The sequence below is a fragment of the Candidatus Omnitrophota bacterium genome (assembly GCA_028715965.1).
In the GTDB taxonomy this organism is placed as follows: domain Bacteria; phylum Omnitrophota; class Gorgyraeia; order Tantalellales; family Tantalellaceae; genus JAQUQS01.
The window spans coordinates 17761-34909 of record JAQUQS010000004.1 but is presented as its reverse complement, the minus strand read 5'-3'; the positions used below and the strand labels follow the sequence as shown (position 1 = coordinate 34909).

The following is a 17149-nucleotide window of genomic DNA, read 5'->3' as shown; positions in this document are numbered from 1 at the left end:
TTAAGATAAGACCCCACATTCCTTTTTCTCCTTTCGGGTATATTTCAGCGCGTGTATTGTTTGATCGTTTTGATCTTTTCCTTAGCCAGTTCCGCTTCCTGGCCATCGCCCTCGGCCAGGCGGTTATAGATCTTATAAGCCCTGGAATTTTCTCCGGACTTTTCTAATAGCTCCGCCGTCTTCAACAAAGCCTGATTTACCCAATACTTACCCTGCGGGTATTTATAATCCACCTTCAGGTATTCCTCAATGGCTTTATCCGGCATACCCAGGGTCTCATAACACTCCGCGATATCATATTGGACCTGAGCGTTGTTCTCAGTGTTCTCATCGGTAAGCCCTACCCTGAAATACTCCAAAGCCAGCCTGAAATTACCCTGTTCCTTAAGTATCACACCGATACGTATATTGGCCAGGCTCGTTATCCCGCTATTGGGATACCTGTTTATCAAACGTTCATATTCGTCAATAGCGTTATCATACGAACCTTCCCTGCGGTATATATCCCCCAGAGCTAATATGGCCTTGGGCGTCCACTCACTCGACGGTCGGTCCTCTATGAACTTGGTGAATTGCCCTATGCTGGCATCCACCTTCTTGGCGTCATATAGCGCCCACCCGAGCCAATACGCGGCGCTGTCGGCCGACTCCGTTCCGGGGAAATCGCCTTGTACCTCCCTGAAATAATTCTGCGCCTTATCAAGCTCGCCCTTACCGTAGTAATATTCCCCGAACCACAGCTTGATCCCTGCCGCGAAACGCGACCCGTTATCGACCGCGAGTAGCGAGTTAAAAAGGTCCAGCGCCTTCTTCTCCTGGTCTGTTTTGTAATATGCCCACGCCAGGTAATATTTAGCTTTTTCCAATATATCGCTTCGTTCGCTCTTTTTAATGATATTCTCATAAAGCCCGGCGGACTTACTATAATCTCCCTTGTTGTAGAGGTCGTTGGCCTTCTGGAGCCGCGCGTCATCGTAAAGATAGCTGTCCGGGTATTCGCGTATGATCGCGTCATATTGGGCTATTGAATCGTTGAACTCGTTCTTTTTTGAGTACAAAAGACCAAGCTGGTAATGCGTCCTGTCAGCGAGCGTGGACCTGGGAAAATTCACCAGGAGCGACTGGTAGGTCAGAATGGCGGCATCAGTGCGCCCCATTTCCTTAAGTATACGCGCCATCTCGTACTGGGCGTGATCGGCGAATATGCTCCCCGGGTAATCCCTAAGCACCCTGTCATACATATCAAGGGCCCTGTCCATCCTTCCCCGCGAACTGAGAATATCCCCGATACCGCACAAAGCGCTTACGACCAGGTCTTCCCGGTCCGATCCCTCAATGGTCTTATCAAATTCCTCAAGCGCTCTGTCCTCATCCCCGGCCCCCAGATATGCCCACGCGAGGTTATAATGCATCTCGTCGGAAAATTCGCCGTTCGGATATATTGAAAGCGCCTTTTCGTAGACCTTTATGGCGTTCTTGTTGTCACCACTTTTATAATACAACTCGCCCAGCCAGTAGTAGGCGTCATCCGTCCACTCGTTAGGCGCCGCGCTCTCGACCACCTCTCTATACGCGTCTATGGCCTTACCGGTATCTCCTTGATCTGAATAGATATGGGCCGCGCCTACCACCGCGGCGCTCCTGACACCCGGATCTTTTGAGAGAGAAGCCGCCTTGTTAAAATTCTCAAGGCTCTTATCCAGCTCCCCGAGCTTGTAATACGCTTTCCCCGTACGATATATCGCTATAGGCTTCCATGGCGTCTCGTCGGATATCCCAAGGGAATTCCTGTATTCCTCTATGGCCTTCTCCATGTTCCCCATCTTGAAATAACTGTCTCCGAGCATGTAATATGCGTCAAAGATGTTCTCATTCACGGGATAAGCCCTGATGAACTGCCCGATCTCGTCAATAGCCTTCTTATACTCGCCTCTTGTATAGTAGATCTCCCCGATCTTATATTTACCTTTTACCGCCAGTTCACTGCCGGGGTACTCTTTAAGCAAAGTACGCAAGGTATCGACGGCCGCCTTCTGCTCGCCTATCTTATCGTAACACCAGGCCTGCGAATAATATGCATATGACACGTATTCATTAAGCGGATATGATTCGATCACATCCTGGTAGAATGACAACGCTCTCTCAAAATCCCCCTCACGAAAGTATACTTCGGCGATCCAGTAAGTCGCGTATCCGGCAAGGTCACTATTATCCATGAGTTTTACGACTATATTGAACTCGCTCAAGGCTTTTGACGGCAAGTTCTCCCCGTAATAGACCTTCCCCATCAGAAGATGCGCCTCGCACTCAACGTCGCGGGAAAGACCGGGCGTGCGCAATATCTCGGTCAGCTTCTTTCCAGCAAGGTCAAAAAACCCGTCCTTTACGGCTTTCCTGGCAAAATCCATGTCAGCCTGCAATGCGCCGGTATCCGCCGACAATGGCCCCACGGAACAGGATAGGAACGAGAATACCGCTATAATGACCGCGAAGATCTTGATAAGTTTCATATAATAAATATGGTAAGTTATTTATACGCTAAGAATTCGACCCACATATGCTATCAAATAAGATAGGCTACTTCAAGATATTTTTTAGGTAGCGACCGGTGTAAGAGGCCTTACATGCGGACACATCTTCGGGGGTCCCGCTCACCACAAGATATCCTCCCTCGTCCCCGCCTTCGGGGCCAAGATCTATTATGTGGTCAGAGGACTTGATCACATCAAGGTTATGTTCTATGACCAGCACCGTATTCCCGGAGGATACAAGTCTGTGAAGAGCTTCCAGAAGCTTATGTATATCCGCGAAGTGAAGACCCGTAGTAGGCTCATCCAGGATATAGAGGGTCCTGCCGGTCGCCCGTTTAGAAAGTTCGGTCGCGAGCTTTATTCGCTGGGCCTCGCCTCCCGAAAGTGTGGTAGCCTGCTGTCCCAGGCGTATATATCCCAGGCCGACATCCATGAGCGTCTGGAGCTTGACCTGTATGGTCGGTATGTTACGGAAGAGGTCCAGGGCCTCCTCCACGCTCATAGCCAGGACTTCGGATATGTTATAGCCCTTGTATCTTACCTCAAGCGTCTGGTCGTTGAACCTCTTGCCCGAGCAGACCTCGCACTCGACATATACATCCGGGAGGAAATGCATTTCGATCTTTTTAACGCCATCACCCTGGCAGGCCTCGCAGCGCCCACCCTTTACGTTGAAGCTGAACCGCCCGGGCTGGTATCCGCGCATACGCGATTCCGGCAGAGAGCTGAAAAGCTTCCTTATCGGGTCGAAGGCTCCCGTATATGTCGCGGGATTGGACCTCGGTGTGCGTCCTATAGGTGACTGGTCGACCACTATGACCTTATCGATGTTCTTTACGCCTTTTATGGACTTGTGGCGGCCGGGTTTCACTTTCGCGCCATAAAGCTTTTTTGAAAGTGCCCTATACAGCACCTCGTCTATCAGGGTGCTTTTCCCTGATCCTGAAACTCCGGTAACACAGTTAAATACCCCAAGCGGTATCGTAACATCAACGCCCTTGAGATTATGTTCGGTCGCGCCGACAATGGTCAGGGATCTATCCTTGGTCCATGCGCGGCGTTCTTCCGGCATCATTATCTCAAGTTCCCCCCTGAGATATTTCCCCGTAAGTGAGGCCGGACTGGCCAAAATATCGTCCAGAGTACCCGCGGCTACCACCTTGCCCCCATGTTCACCGGCTCCCGGGCCCAGATCGATTATATACTCGGCCTTGCGTATGGTCGCCTCGTCGTGCTCGACCACGATAAGCGTGTTCCCCATGTCCTTAAGCGCGATCAACGTATCCAGGAGCTTCTGGTTATCCCGCTGATGGAGTCCAATACTCGGCTCGTCCAGCACGTAAAGTACCCCGACAAGGCCCGCGCCTATCTGCGTGGCCAGGCGTATACGCTGGTCCTCCCCGCCGGAAAGCGTATTCGTTCCCCGGTCGAGCGTAAGATATCCCAGGCCGACATTTATCATGAAATCCAATCTCAGCCTTACTTCTTTCAGGATCTCCTCCGCTATCATCCTGCGGGTATCATCCAGCTTTAATGATGTGAAGAACTCTTTGGCCCCCAACACCGAGAGCTCGCATACATCCGCTATGTTCTTCCCGCCTATGAACACGTTAAGCGCGACAGGGTTCAACCTCTGCCCTTTACATGTCAGACAAGGTTGCACGGACATGAACGTTCCTATAAGCTCTTTTATAAAATCACTGTCGGAATCACGGAACCGTCTTTCCAGGTTCGGGATCACACCTTCAAAACCACTGTCGGGATCGCCGTGCAGGACCATATGTTTCTGTGCGGCCGTAAGGGACCTATAGGGGGCGTCGGGATCGAACCCGTGGTAACGTGCCAGCATGCGAAGCTGCCTCCGGAAATGCAGGACCATTCCCTTACCTCCGCGTTTCCACGGCACAACAGCCCTTAATACCGTTTCATCCTTATCCGGGACCACCTGGTCCGGGTCTATTTCCATACGGTTCCCGAGCCCATTACATGACGGACACGCTCCGTATGGGCTATTGAATGAGAAATTACGCGGTTCCGGTTTTTCAAAACTCACCCCACAGGCAAGACACGCGTTATGCTCGCTAAAAAGCGTTTCTCCGGTTATGTTCCCGGATGGGTCCGTAACTGCGGCGATAATGGCCCCCTGCGCCGTTTTAAGCGCGGTCTCCACCGAGTCGGAAAGTCGCGTGCGCGCCCCGCTATTTATCTCCAGCCGGTCCACAACGGCTTCAATAGTATGTTTCACCTTCTTGTTAAGCTCCGGGATACGGTCGCCTATCTCCGTTATCGTACCGTCTACACGAAGACGTATGAACCCCTCTTTTCGGGCATTGCGCATGATATCAACATGCTCACCCTTACGCCCCTGCACAAGCGGAGCCAGTAGCATCAGGCGGGTTTTCTTTGGATACACAAGTATCTGGTCGACGATCTGCTGGGAACTCTGGGCGGAGATCTCGCGGCCGCATTTCGGGCATTTCTGTATACCTATCCTCGCGAAAAGCACCCTCAGGTGGTCATATATCTCCGTCTGTGTCCCTACCGTTGAACGGGGGTTACGTCCCCCGGTCCTTTGCTCAATACTTATAGTAGGCGACAACCCTTCTATGTGGTCAATATGCGGCTTCTGGAGCTGCTCAATGAACTGCCGCGCGTAACTTGATAGTGACTCGACGTAACGTCTTTGTCCTTCCGCGTAAATAGTATCGAAAGCAAGCGAGGATTTACCCGACCCGGACAGGCCCGTTACCACACACAAAGTGTTCCGTGGTATTTTTACATCAATACCCTTGAGATTATGTTCTCTGGCCCCTTTTACTATTATGAATTCTTTGCTCATGGCCTATAATTTTACCACAAGCATCCTATTATAACAAGAATGTGTAAGCAACCTTGTACCTGGTACAAACCCCCGCTTAACCTGTCCCCGCCTTTCTGGCCCTCCGACACTTCCTCGCGGCTCGGTGGCCCCTCGGTCGGTCTGAACCTTTCTCACCTTTTGTACCTGGTACAAACTCCCGCTCAACCTGTCCCCGTCTTTCTGGACCTCCGACACTTTCTCGGGGCTCGGTGCCCCCTCGGTCGGTCTGAACCTTCCTGGGTTTCCGACACTTCCTCGGGGCTCGGTGGCCCCTCGGTCGGTCTGAACCTTTCTCACCTTTTGTACCTGGTACAAACTCCTTCTCAACCTGTCCCCGCCTTTCTGGGCCTCCGAGCAACCTTGTACCTGGTACAAACTCCCGCTTAACCTGTCCCCGCCTTCACCTTGTACCGGGTACGGTTTGATAAATGGGAAATTTAATTTGATTATTGTTTAAATTTGAAGTATAGTAATATTATACCCAAACGGAGGTGACACATGAAAATAGGCCATAGATTGCACCAATTGAGGAAAGATAAAGGCCTCACACTTGAGGAATTATCAAGTAAAAGCGGCGTCGCCCTGGCAACGCTAAGCCGCATGGAAAACAATAAGATGCCCGGCACATTAAAATCCCACATAAGTATCTGTAAGGCATTGGACGTCTCCATAGCAGAACTTTACAGGGAACTTGAGGACGAAAATAAGACCGTTGAGGCGGTTCCCCACAAAAAACGCACGGAACATTTTGTCCATTCGGCAAAAGCGAAATACGAACTACTTGTAATGAAGGCCCTGGATAAAAAGATCATGCCTCTTATGATGCTTCTCGGCCCAGGAGGGTCGACCCAGGAAGAGCAGACCAAACCTGGCATTGAAAAATTTGTTTACGTCATATCCGGATCTTTTGACGCGCATGTGGGAGAGGATAAATATACCCTCCGTAAGGGTGACAGCCTTTACTTCGACGCTTCGCTCAAACACAGATTCGTGAACGCGTCCAAGGCCGATGCGGAAGCCATATGTGTATTATCCCCACCTGCTTTATAAGATTGCATAAGGAGGAGTTCCATGAATAATAAAAAACGCTTACTGATATGCGATGACGAAAAAGGCATACGTGAAGCCCTTGACCTGATCCTGGGGGACGATTATATCCTGGGGTTCGCCTCGTCCGGCGATGAAGCCGTGCAGGAAGTGAGGAACAATAATTACGACGGCCTTCTCCTGGACCTTAAAATGCCGGTAAAGAACGGCCTGGAAACCCTGGCCGAGATCCGCGCCATATCCCCCGACATCAAAGTTATCATCATTACCGGATACCAGAGCGTAGAGACCGCGGCACGCTCGGTGAAACTCGGCGCAATAGACTATATCACAAAGCCTTTCGACAGCAAGGAAGTAAAAGAAAAGGTTAAAATGATATAAAGCATAGAAGTCCATATGCAATCTTACAACAACTTACTTCTATTTTCTATCAGTGGCATCATAAATTTCCTGGGCGCCTTTTCTCTTGCCCTCTTAGTTATATTCAGAAATCCCCACTCAAAAATAAACATTCGCTGTGGATTGGCCAATTTATCTTTTGCCATGTGGAGCTTTGGATACATTTTTTGGCCAATAGCCGAGACATATTCCGGAACTATGCTTTGGTTTCGAATATTACATTGCGGCGCAGTATTTATACCAATAACACTTTTCCACTTCATAACCACTTTTTTACAATTAGAACTTAAGCGATTAATAAAAACTGGTTATGTCATCAGCATTTTGTTCTTGCCTATAATCTTTACAAAATATTTTATCAGCGGCATGCGTCCCATCGGGATTTTCCCATATTGGGGCATCCCCGAATTAGCCTACATCGCATATTTGATTTATTTCTATACATATGCCATACTTTCAACCTATTACCTGATCTCTTCGTATAAGCATGCCTCAAAATTATTAAAAAACCAGATCAGATACCTGCTTATTGGGATCGTATGCGGATATATCTCGGGCTCGAGCAATTACCTGCTCTTTTTCCGGGTATCATTACCTCCTTATTTAAATTTATTCGCGATACTTTACGTGATCTGTTTTACATATGCAATACTTGCCCATAGATTAATTGACCTCAGGATAATCATACGAAAAACACTTGTTTATTCCATTCTTGGCACCATAATTACATTATTATACTTCTTCGTGATAATCGTTATCGAACTTATATTCCGAAATTATTACGGTTATCATTCGCCATATTTAACAATCGCCATAATCTTACTTTTTACCATAGTTTTGCAACCAGTCAAAATCAAGGTACAAAAGACAGTTGATAAATATTACTTCCATAACACTATTGACCAGATAGACGAAGAAAACATCCGCCTGCGGGGGGAGCTCCAAAAAAGCGAGAAATTGAAAGCCGTTTCCACACTCGCTGCCGGCATGGCACATGAGATAAAGAACCCCCTGACCGCCATAAAAACATTCGCCGAATACCTGCCCGTCAAAGGCGACAACCCGGAATTCAGGGATAAATTCTCCGGTATCGTCATAACCGAAGTTGAACGGATAAACAACATAGTCAAACAACTACTGGAATTCTCCAAACCTAAGGAGCTGGTCCCGGTACCGACCGATATGAACGCCCTGATAGAGGAGACACTGTCCCTACTCAACAATGAAATGATCAAGAAAGATATAAGGGCCATAAAAGAACTCTCACCGTTACCTATGGTCAACATCGATCCCCCCCAGATGAAACAAGCGCTGTTAAACCTTTTACTGAACGCTATTGACGCCATGAAGTCCGGCGGGACACTTACCGTGAGAACACGTATCTTTGATAGTAAAATATCTATCTCCATCGAGGATACAGGGTGTGGTATAGACAAAAAAGACTTAAAGAACATATTCGACCCGTTCTTCACCCGGAAAGACGAAGGCTCGGGGCTGGGGCTAAGCGTAGTTCATGGGATAATTGATAAACATAACGGAAAAATAGATGTAAAAAGTACTTTAGGAACAGGAACAACGTTCACGCTCACGATATAGCCTTATAGATCAAACTCCACCTTAAACTCTGTACCCTTCCCCTTCTCACTAACTACGGATATCTTACCAGCATTCGCGGCAATTATCTGATGAGTCACAAAAAGCCCTAACCCCGTTCCGCTATCCTTTGTCGTAAAGAAGGGGTCAAATAGATGTGGAATGTTTGCGGGCGAAATCCCCGGACCGGTATCTTTCACCATAACAACCAAATGATCAGCCCCCTCCGTCCCTACCGTCAATACCCCATTCTCCCCCATGGCCTCTATGGCGTTCAGGACCAGGTTTATAAAGGCCTGTTTAAGCTTATTGGGGTCACAGGTGATGTTCGGGTTCTGGGCCGCATAGGCCTTCTCAAGCCTTATATTACGCCTTATAAGCTCATTATTGTGTAATTCCAGCACATAGTCCAGAATATCATGAATGTTACATTCGGCCAGCCTTGTACGGTCTGTCTTGGAATAATCCAGGAGCTGGTTGACGATATTGGTTATTTTGTCTATTTCCTGGGGGACTATCTTTTCGAACTTCTCTCTAAAGTCATGCTCCATACCGCGCGTTTTAACGAACTCCGAGAACGTTTTTATACTTGTTAGCGGGTTCTTTATCTCATGGGCCATGCCTGAAGCCAATGTAGCTATGGACTTGAGGCGTTCTGTCCTTTCCAGCTCGGACTCTAACAGGCGTTTTTCCGCGTCTATCTGGTCTATGCTTCCCTTGAAGAAGTACTTATCAACTATATGTTGAAGCCGATTCTTGAGAGGCGTGAAAATTAGGATGATAAATGATATTATCAGAATAGATAAAAATGGAGAGTGATAGCCAATATACACACTGAAGATACGTTCCATAGCATAGACAATAAGAAAGTAAAGCAAAGTAATAACAGTTATTAGAGCAGAATAAATTAGGGTCTTCTTAATTATGATTTCGACATCCATCACCTGATGCCGAACAATAGCATATGCAAATATTAATGGATATATCGCGATAAGGAAGTTCGAATAAGGATATGCGTCAACATGAAGTGCTGGCAAAAAAAGCGGTTCCGTCCCCAACCAACCAATGCCAGCCGCAATTATAAAATATTTGATTTTTTGTTTGTATGCGCCTTCGGAGTCGCAGTACTTAACTATTAACTTGTAAAAAACATAAAGCAAGGCAACCCAGTAATAACTCACATAAAATATGTACCACAAAAAATTATTAGCTTTTATGGCATCGAGCCAATATATCTCATTAAAAACAAAACGTAAGTCTTGCAAGAAATAATGCGAGTTTTGATACCAATTAAAAAATGAAAAGATTAAACCCGATATGTATAAATATAAGATAAGTTTTTTACGACCCATATCCAGGTATTTCATCACAAAATGTGAAAAAAATATTACCGTGAAGAACGCCCCCATATATGCTATCTTCCACCCTAAAAACGCTAGATCATACCCTTGCATTGAAGCTGACGAAAAGATATAAGCTCCAACTCCCCAAACACCAGCACTCATGGTAAATAATGCGAACAAATAGTGCTTTCTTGCGCTAAAAAGAAAAAATATGGCAATACCAAAGTTAGTCGCCACTACCATGATATTTGATAACTGAAAGACACTCATTATTCCTTTACCCTCAAAACTCCACCTTAAACTCTGTACCCTTCCCCTCTTCACTGGATACTGATATCTTCCCGCCATTTGAGGATATTATCTGATGAGTAACGAACAGCCCTAATCCCGTGCCGCTATCCTTTGTCGTAAAGAAGGGGTCAAATAGATGTGGAATGTTTGCGGGCGAAATCCCCGGACCGGTATCTTTCACCATAACAACCAAATGATCAGCCCCCTCCGTCCCTACCGTCAATACCCCATTCTCCCCCATGGCCTCTATGGCGTTCAATACCAGATTAATAAACGCCTGTTTGAGTTTGTTGGCGTCACAGGTGATATTCGGGTTCTGGGCCCCGTAGGCCTTCTGGAGCCTTATCCCACGCCTCATAAGCTCATTATTGTGGAGCTCAAGCACATAGTCCAATATGTCATGGATATTACACTCGGTCAGTCTTGTGCGGTCAGTCTTTGAGTAGTCCAGGAGCTGGTTCACGATATTGGTTATTTTGTCTATTTCCTGGGGGACTATCTTCTCAAACTTCTCCTTGAACTCGGGGTCTCCGCCTTTCGTTTTAACGAACTCTGAGAACGTTTTGATACTGGTAAGCGGGTTCTTTATCTCATGGGCCATGCCTGACGCCAGCGTTGCCAAGGACTTTAACCTCTCGGACCTTTCCAGTTCGGATTCCAATAGGCGTTTTTCCGCGTCAATCTGGTCTATGCTGCCTCGGAAGAAATATTTATCGATGATATGCTGGATACGGTTCTTAAGAGGGGTAAAGATGAGAATAAAGAATGTAATTATGGCGACTGACAGTAAAGGCGAATGATAGCCAATATACACGCTGGAGAGCCGCTCTATGGCGTAAACCATCAGGAAATATAGCAACGTAATTATGGTTATCAGAACGGAATAGATGAGGGTCTTTTTAATGATAACATCTATCTCAAGAAGTTGGTGCCTCACAATAGCATACCCAAGAATTATGGGATAAATTGCTGTAAGAAAATTTGATAAGGGATATATGGGGATATTCCAGACCCCAGCGAAACAGCCCTCGGAGCCTATCCACCCTATGGCGGATCCTATTATCAGGTAAAATAACTGAGTTTTTTCGATACCCGAAGACGATTTGAGTTTTTTAAATAACAAATAAAACGAGTAAAGATTAAGCCCTAAGTAAAATGAGACATAGAACGTAATAAATATTGGTCCCGGGTAACCGCACCAATGCAATCCCTCGAAAATTGTATTAATACCCCCCAAGAATGTGTCATCAAAAAAGAGATAGGAGACCAAATAAAAACTCGCGAGAAGGTATAAAAACTTGATAAACTTACTTCTATCAATTTTTAAAAAAACACAAACAAAATGGAAAAAAAATACCGGGACATAGATCACTCCTATGTATGTCAGCTTCCAAAAAAGCATTGAAAAACCAATATTAGAAGGGTGTGTAGCTATAAAACTCCCAAAACCCCAAATTGTGACACTAAAAGTCACTCCCAACCAAGTCCGGTTTACTTTTTCATTTTGTCCATTCAAATAGACAAAGATACCCATAAAAAAACTTGTGACTCCGGCTAACAATGCGGAGACGCCGAATAAGGTCATTTCATTCTCCTGCAATTAAGGACAATATCGTCTTGGCAGCGGCTTTTCCAGATAATGCCACAACTGGAATACCAGTTTGTCCAAGACCGCTTGTGGTCCAATGTCCCGCAAAAATTGAATTTTTAAATACTAATATTTGAGGTGAAATCCTGCGCTTTATTTGTTCTTTTGTGGCCGCCCGCCCATATATCGCCCCCCTGCTATTAAGCGTATACTTTTCGAAGGTATATGGACTCCCAACAACCTTTAAGTCAATGTGCCTAGTAAATCCTGAAAACGTGAATGCATTCATGTTTGATCAACTCCACCCTGAACTCTGTTCCTTTCCCCTCTTCACTGGATACGGATATCTTGCCACCATTCGCGGTAATTATCTGATGAGTCACAAAAAGCCCTAATCCGGTACCATTATCCTTGGTCGTAAAGAATGGATCAAATAAGTGCGCTAAATTTTCTTTAGATATCCCCGGGCCGGTATCTTTAATTACAATGGTTAACACCTTTTCATCCGCTTCAGTTTGTACGGTCAAGGCCCCATCCCTGCCCATAGCCTCTATCGCGTTCAAGACCAGGTTTATAAAGGCCTGTTTGAGCTTATTAGCGTCACAGGTAATACCGGCGTCCCGGGCCTCATATGCCTTCTCAAGGCGTATACCGCGCTTGATAAGCTCATTATTATGGAGCGCCAGCACATAATCCAGAATGTCATGGATATTGCATTCTGCCAGCCTTGTGCGGTCCGTTTTTGAATAATCAAGGAGCTGGTTCACGATATTGGTTATTTTATCTATTTCCTGTGGGACTATTTTTTGAAATTTTTCCCGAAACTCGGCATCCATTCCTCGTGTCTTCACGAACTCCGAGAACGTCTTAATAGACGTTAACGGGTTCTTTATCTCATGGGCCATGCCTGAAGCCAGCGTTGCTAAGGACTTTAACCTCTCGGACCTTTCCAGCTCGGATCCCAAACGGCGGTTCTCCTCATCTATCTGGTCAATACTACCACGAAAGAAGTATTTATCAATGATATGTTGTATACGGTTCTTTAATGGCGTGAAGATCAAAATAATAAATGAAATTATCAAAATGGACAACCACGGTGAATGATAACCAACATAGACACTAAAAAATCGTTCCATTGCATAGACAATAAGAAAATATGAAAGCGTAATTACCGTTATGAGAAGCGAATAGATAAGCGTTTTCTTCATAATAACATTAATCTCGAATAGCCTGTGCTTAAATATCGCATATGTCATAATAATACACATAACTGGCAATAGATAATTTCCATACGGATAGATATTTAAGCCAAATATGAGAAAGATATATGCTCCCCCACCCCATAGCCCCAAAATATATGAAAAAATATATAATCTGGCAACGGTTTTTTCCGGTAAAGAGGCTTGCCTGTACATACCAATTAAAAGAATTGTTATATAAACACCAATTGCGAACCAAAGAATGCAATATGAAGGATAAATGAGATTTGTATAGGCAGGAATATAAAAACTATCGAATACATATCTCATGGTTATACCATGAAAATTAAGATAGAAGACAATTGGCAAAGAAACCGAAATAACATACGCCCCAAATATTAGTATCGGACGACTCAATTGTCTAACCAATAGAACATGATGCAGTAAAAATGCAATAATAAAAAAAGCAACTATATGCGCGATCTTCCACCACAACAAAGCATTAGTTGGATTTTTTGCAATTCCTGCAAAGCCACATGCAAAACCCCATATGGAGATAGAAAGTACTTGTAAGGAAAATGTAAAATGGATTTTATTGGTGGAGTACCTTAAAACAAATAACCCCATGCATAAGCACGCAAAGCCCGCTAAAAATCCTGATAACGCAAATGCGTTCATGACACGTTACCAAATTTGCCTTTCCGATGCGCCAGCAGAAAAGCGCTTACCACTATGGGATCGAACTGGCTGCCAGAATTATCCTTGATGATCTGTATGGCTACTTCCGCCATTTTTTTCTGTCTATACGGCCTGTCGCTCGTTATCGCGTCAAACGTATCCGCGACGGATATTATACGCGAAATGAACGGTATTTCCTCGCCTTTCAACCCGTCAGGGTATCCTTTCCCATCCCATCGTTCATGATGGCACCGGACCTCACGCGCCACATCGCCGAGCTCACGTATCGGATAAAGTATAGCCGCTCCCGTAACTGAATGCTCCTTGAGCTTTTCATACTCGTCGTCCGTAAGGCTGCTCTTTTTATTGAGAATGCCATCCGGCACGCCTATCTTCCCGACATCATGCAAAAGGCCGGAAATATGCAGCGTTTCCTTGAAATTAGCGTATTCCGCTGCTTCCGGAAGCTCCTGGAGCTCTTCGGCTATGCTTAGAGCGTATTGCGTCACACGCTCGGTATGGCCGTGTGTATACGGGTCCCTGGCGTCGATAGCGGCGGCAAGAGATATCGCGGTATGTATGAACAGGCTATGCTCCCTTTCATAGAGATTATGCACCTCGAATATTTTATCCTGGAGGTCCTGTATCAGCTGCGCGTTCGAAAGCGCCATCGCTACGTCGTTGGCCAATGTCGTAAAGAACCCTATTTCCTGCCTTGAGAACTTCACATTCGAGAGCTTTTTCCCCAATATAAGTACGCCGATAAGGTCTTTTTTATAATATACCGGCACGCATAAAGTCGCCTTTAAAAGCTCCATCTGCTTGATGGCCATTTCAACTATGGATTTCAGGTCGCTATCGGACTTGGTCGCCGGGTCTCGCTGAAGGAAATTCAAGAGGTCCTTGTACCCAACCGACCCGGATTCCGACATTTTGTAATTATGGCGTTCGTTAAAAAGGCGTATAAGCGAATTCTCGTCGGTAAGCTTAATGAACCCGACCGGTATCTTGACTCCTTCCGCGCCCTTACTGTCTATCAGGGTGAAAGGCCCGGATGCGTCTTTCCTGAGAAGCATAGCAGTATGCGTTACCTTCACCTGCTCATCCATTACCCGGACTATCATCCTTATAAGCCTTTCGGGCTTCTTGAAGCGTATCATGGTACGCGACGCCGCCTCAAGCATGAACTGGTAATCGAGCTCGGGTTCCTGCCGCTGCCTTATACTGTCCCTGTCCATTGGTATAAGGGCCCCGTCGCAGTTCTTTATCTTCTCGACCGTCCAGTCCTGCAACCTCTGCCAGCTATCTGAGTAAGCCATTTCTCCCTCTCCCCTTTCAGCCGAACCGTTATTTTGCGCTATCCATCCTTATCTGTTCCGCCACGGTAAAAACCGTACGTTCAAGCTGCTCTAAAAGCAGCGGTTTCGTTATATACTCCACCACACCATGTTTTTTCGCTTCCTCGATCTTATCCGGCTCGTCGACGGCGGTCACCATGATAGTTTTTATCTGGTTGCCTTGCTGCCGAAGCTCCCGAAGCGCTTCAAGTCCGGTCATTCCGGGCATATTCATATCGAGAAGCACGATATCCGGTTTTTCCTTCTCAATGGTCTCGATGGCCTTCTTGCCGTTGTATGCGACAAATACCTCAAAATTACGTTCCTTGAAGAAACTTCTTACAAAATCACAGATGTCCACTTCGTCATCGACAACAAGTAATTTTAGCATATTATTCACTCCTCCTTACGGTGTTAGCGGCCTGGTTCACCAATTCCTCGAGATTCTTGAGGCTGGCAACAGGTTTTTCCATGAACGCGTAAGCGCCTTTGTCTATAAGGGACTGCCTGGTCTTCCCGGAATCACTGAAGGCGGTGATAAAGATTATAGTCGTACCGGGAGAAACATCCTTAATGCACCCCATAACTTCGTCCCCGTTAAGCCCTACCATCTTGAAGTCCAGAAGTGCCACGTCATATTTCTTAAGTTTCAGCATTTCGATGCCCGTTTCCCCGTTAGACGCCGTATCGATCTCGTAGCCCCTCGGCTCAAAGTACTGTTTAAGCATATCGGTGAAATTCGCTTCATCATCCACCGAAAGTATCTTTGGTTTATCCACCTTGCCTCCCCCCATATTAATGAAATACCCCGATATTTACGCGTTATTTTCTCTCACGCCTATATTGTCATGTTCATTCACATCACTGCTATCAAAAGCCTTAAAAACAAGCGTGAACGTGGTCCCACTGCCGGATTCGCTTTTAACAAAGATCCGGCCGTTATTCCTTTCCACGATCTGCTTCACTATGAAAAGGCCCAATCCCGTACCTTTACCCGGTTCTTTTGTCGTGAAGAATGGATCGAAAATGCGCGCCTGGTCCTGTTTGCTTATCCCCTCACCTGTATCCGTAATGTCGATGTAGACTTCCCCGAACCGCGCGTAAACCGATATCTCAATGGTCCCACGCTGTCCCATGGCCTGCGCCGCGTTACGCACGATATTAAAAAGTATCTCCTGGAGCTGTTTCCTGTCGGCGGATATCGCCGGGATATCGCCCTCCACCCTCTTGGTTATGACTATATTATCCAACTTGAGATCATGTTCCACGAGCGTCATTACTTCATCTATCTCTTTCTCGGCGTTGACATCATTGGTTATTTCCCCTTTGGCCGGCTTCGCGAATGAAGACAATTTCTTCGTTATAACGGTCGCCCTGTCTGTCTCTTTTATGACCTTTTCCATTATCACTTTGGCCTGCTCCAAAAGTTCACCCGTAGATTTGGTGGCGTACAAACCGTCCTGCATGTTGAGAAGGAACATTTCGCACTGCCCCCGCGCTATCCCCAGGGGATTACATATCTCATGGTTTATCCCGGCCGAGAGCGTACCAATAACCGCCATCTTTTCCCGCTGGGCGGCCTGCGCCTGTGCCTGAGACAGCTTTTCAAAAAGCTGCGCGTTCGTTATGGCTATCGATAATGTGCGGGACAACGGCAAGAGGATATCAATATCTTCCTGGTTAAAGATCTCATCCGATTTTTTCTTCCCGAGAAACAAGACCCCTACCATTTCATTTCGATGAAAGAGAGGAATAGCTAAAACTGATCTTTCATCCGCCATGACAGACACTATCGATGGGTTTAATATATTTTTTCTGGCAGGGTCATCCAAAAGGAGATATTTTCCTGTAACCTGCAAATAGGCAAAAAACTCTTTTTGGGCGTCCAAATGCCATTTTGAAGGACTCATTCCGCTGAATGCCACAACGCGAAACATCTCCCTATTCTCATCCAACAACATTATATAAGCATTTTCCAATTTCATAAAATCGACAAGCCTATTCACAGTCAAATTCACTAGACGGTTAATATCAAGAACCGATAACACCTCATTCGCGAACAGCTTTAATAACTGTTTTGAGTCATACTGTTTTTGAAATAGGTATTTGTCAGTTATATTTCGGAGAAAGCTTTCTAATGGCCGCAATAACATTACAACGATAAATACTGATGGCATCATAGCTATCCACCTATTATTAACAACGTTTTCCAAAAATGTTGTACCTATATATGCAAAAGTCGCAAATACCGTATACGCAAAAATGAAAAGACCCGCAAATACG

Annotated in this window: 14 protein-coding genes; 3 read left to right on the top strand and 11 right to left on the bottom strand. The window is 45.9% G+C overall.

Going from position 1 to position 17149, the window contains the following annotated elements; all coding sequences use genetic code 11:
- Positions 1-44: 44 nt before the first annotated feature.
- Together PHH49_03120 and uvrA are read right to left on the bottom strand one after the other, a co-directional pair.
- Positions 45-2510 carry a tetratricopeptide repeat protein gene (locus tag PHH49_03120; GenBank protein MDD5487942.1) on the bottom strand — a complete coding sequence of 822 codons (2466 nt, stop codon included), beginning with the start codon at positions 2508-2510 and terminating at the stop codon, positions 45-47.
- A 67-nt stretch (positions 2511-2577) separates the two neighbouring features.
- A complete protein-coding gene (gene uvrA, locus PHH49_03115) occupies positions 2578-5370 on the bottom strand; it encodes an excinuclease ABC subunit UvrA (GenBank protein MDD5487941.1) in 2793 nt (930 codons plus the stop codon).
- Positions 5371-5889: 519 nt separating this feature from the next.
- Between uvrA and PHH49_03110 the strand changes: the two genes are divergently transcribed.
- On the top strand, positions 5890-6441 hold the full coding sequence (locus tag PHH49_03110; protein ID MDD5487940.1) for an XRE family transcriptional regulator: 552 nt from the start codon (positions 5890-5892) through the stop codon (positions 6439-6441).
- 21 nt (positions 6442-6462) lie between these two features.
- On the top strand, positions 6463-6819 hold the full coding sequence (locus tag PHH49_03105) for a response regulator (protein MDD5487939.1): 357 nt from the start codon (positions 6463-6465) through the stop codon (positions 6817-6819).
- A gap of 23 nt (positions 6820-6842) precedes the next feature.
- Here PHH49_03105 and PHH49_03100 read toward each other — a convergent pair whose 3' ends face one another.
- Positions 6843-7100 carry a hypothetical protein gene (locus tag PHH49_03100; GenBank protein MDD5487938.1) on the bottom strand — a complete coding sequence of 86 codons (258 nt, stop codon included), beginning with the start codon at positions 7098-7100 and terminating at the stop codon, positions 6843-6845.
- Between the two features lie 574 nt (positions 7101-7674).
- Between PHH49_03100 and PHH49_03095 the strand changes: the two genes are divergently transcribed.
- Positions 7675-8433 carry an ATP-binding protein gene (locus PHH49_03095; GenBank protein ID MDD5487937.1) on the top strand — a complete coding sequence of 253 codons (759 nt, stop codon included), beginning with the start codon at positions 7675-7677 and terminating at the stop codon, positions 8431-8433.
- Between the two features lie 2 nt (positions 8434-8435).
- Here the strand turns inward: PHH49_03095 and PHH49_03090 are convergent, their stop codons facing one another.
- The 8 genes from PHH49_03090 to PHH49_03055 form a co-directional block, all read right to left on the bottom strand.
- Complete coding sequence (locus PHH49_03090) at positions 8436-10121, bottom strand: ATP-binding protein (protein MDD5487936.1); 1686 nt, start codon at positions 10119-10121, stop codon at positions 8436-8438.
- Entirely contained in the window at positions 10057-11649 is a 1593-nt protein-coding gene (locus PHH49_03085) for an ATP-binding protein (protein MDD5487935.1), read from the bottom strand. The genes PHH49_03090 and PHH49_03085 overlap by 65 nt, the downstream gene beginning before the upstream one ends.
- Before the next feature lies 1 nt (position 11650).
- Positions 11651-11941, bottom strand: a complete 291-nt coding sequence (locus PHH49_03080) for a hypothetical protein (protein ID MDD5487934.1) — start codon at positions 11939-11941, stop codon at positions 11651-11653.
- Positions 11910-12860 carry an ATP-binding protein gene (locus tag PHH49_03075; protein ID MDD5487933.1) on the bottom strand — a complete coding sequence of 317 codons (951 nt, stop codon included), beginning with the start codon at positions 12858-12860 and terminating at the stop codon, positions 11910-11912. The genes PHH49_03080 and PHH49_03075 overlap by 32 nt, the downstream gene beginning before the upstream one ends.
- Before the next feature lie 665 nt (positions 12861-13525).
- Positions 13526-14848: an HD-GYP domain-containing protein gene (locus PHH49_03070; GenBank protein ID MDD5487932.1), complete on the bottom strand. Its 1323-nt coding sequence runs from the start codon at positions 14846-14848 to the stop codon at positions 13526-13528.
- A gap of 28 nt (positions 14849-14876) precedes the next feature.
- On the bottom strand, positions 14877-15257 hold the full coding sequence (locus tag PHH49_03065; protein MDD5487931.1) for a response regulator: 381 nt from the start codon (positions 15255-15257) through the stop codon (positions 14877-14879).
- A gap of 1 nt (position 15258) precedes the next feature.
- Entirely contained in the window at positions 15259-15645 is a 387-nt protein-coding gene (locus PHH49_03060; protein ID MDD5487930.1) for a response regulator, read from the bottom strand.
- Positions 15646-15681: 36 nt separating this feature from the next.
- Entirely contained in the window at positions 15682-17019 is a 1338-nt protein-coding gene (locus PHH49_03055; GenBank protein ID MDD5487929.1) for an ATP-binding protein, read from the bottom strand.
- Positions 17020-17149 lie beyond the last annotated feature (130 nt).

Excerpts from the sequence above, each read along its gene's own strand:
- PHH49_03100 (MDD5487938.1), bottom strand. The coding sequence starts at position 7,100 with ATGAAGTGGAAAAGTGTTATTGGTATAAATACTGCGCCGCAATGTAAT.
- PHH49_03090 (MDD5487936.1), bottom strand. The coding sequence starts at position 10,121 with ATGGCGGGAAGATATCAGTATCCAGTGAAGAGGGGAAGGGTACAGAGT.
- PHH49_03110 (MDD5487940.1), top strand. The coding sequence starts at position 5,890 with ATGAAAATAGGCCATAGATTGCACCAATTGAGGAAAGATAAAGGCCTC.
- PHH49_03085 (MDD5487935.1), bottom strand. The coding sequence starts at position 11,649 with ATGACCTTATTCGGCGTCTCCGCATTGTTAGCCGGAGTCACAAGTTTT.
- PHH49_03055 (MDD5487929.1), bottom strand. The coding sequence starts at position 17,019 with ATGTTATTGCGGCCATTAGAAAGCTTTCTCCGAAATATAACTGACAAA.
- uvrA (MDD5487941.1), bottom strand. The coding sequence starts at position 5,370 with ATGAGCAAAGAATTCATAATAGTAAAAGGGGCCAGAGAACATAATCTC.
- PHH49_03070 (MDD5487932.1), bottom strand. The coding sequence starts at position 14,848 with ATGGCTTACTCAGATAGCTGGCAGAGGTTGCAGGACTGGACGGTCGAG.
- PHH49_03120 (MDD5487942.1), bottom strand. The coding sequence starts at position 2,510 with ATGAAACTTATCAAGATCTTCGCGGTCATTATAGCGGTATTCTCGTTC.
- PHH49_03105 (MDD5487939.1), top strand. The coding sequence starts at position 6,463 with ATGAATAATAAAAAACGCTTACTGATATGCGATGACGAAAAAGGCATA.
- PHH49_03065 (MDD5487931.1), bottom strand. The coding sequence starts at position 15,257 with ATGCTAAAATTACTTGTTGTCGATGACGAAGTGGACATCTGTGATTTT.
- PHH49_03080 (MDD5487934.1), bottom strand. The coding sequence starts at position 11,941 with ATGAATGCATTCACGTTTTCAGGATTTACTAGGCACATTGACTTAAAG.
- PHH49_03075 (MDD5487933.1), bottom strand. The coding sequence starts at position 12,860 with ATGAAGAAAACGCTTATCTATTCGCTTCTCATAACGGTAATTACGCTT.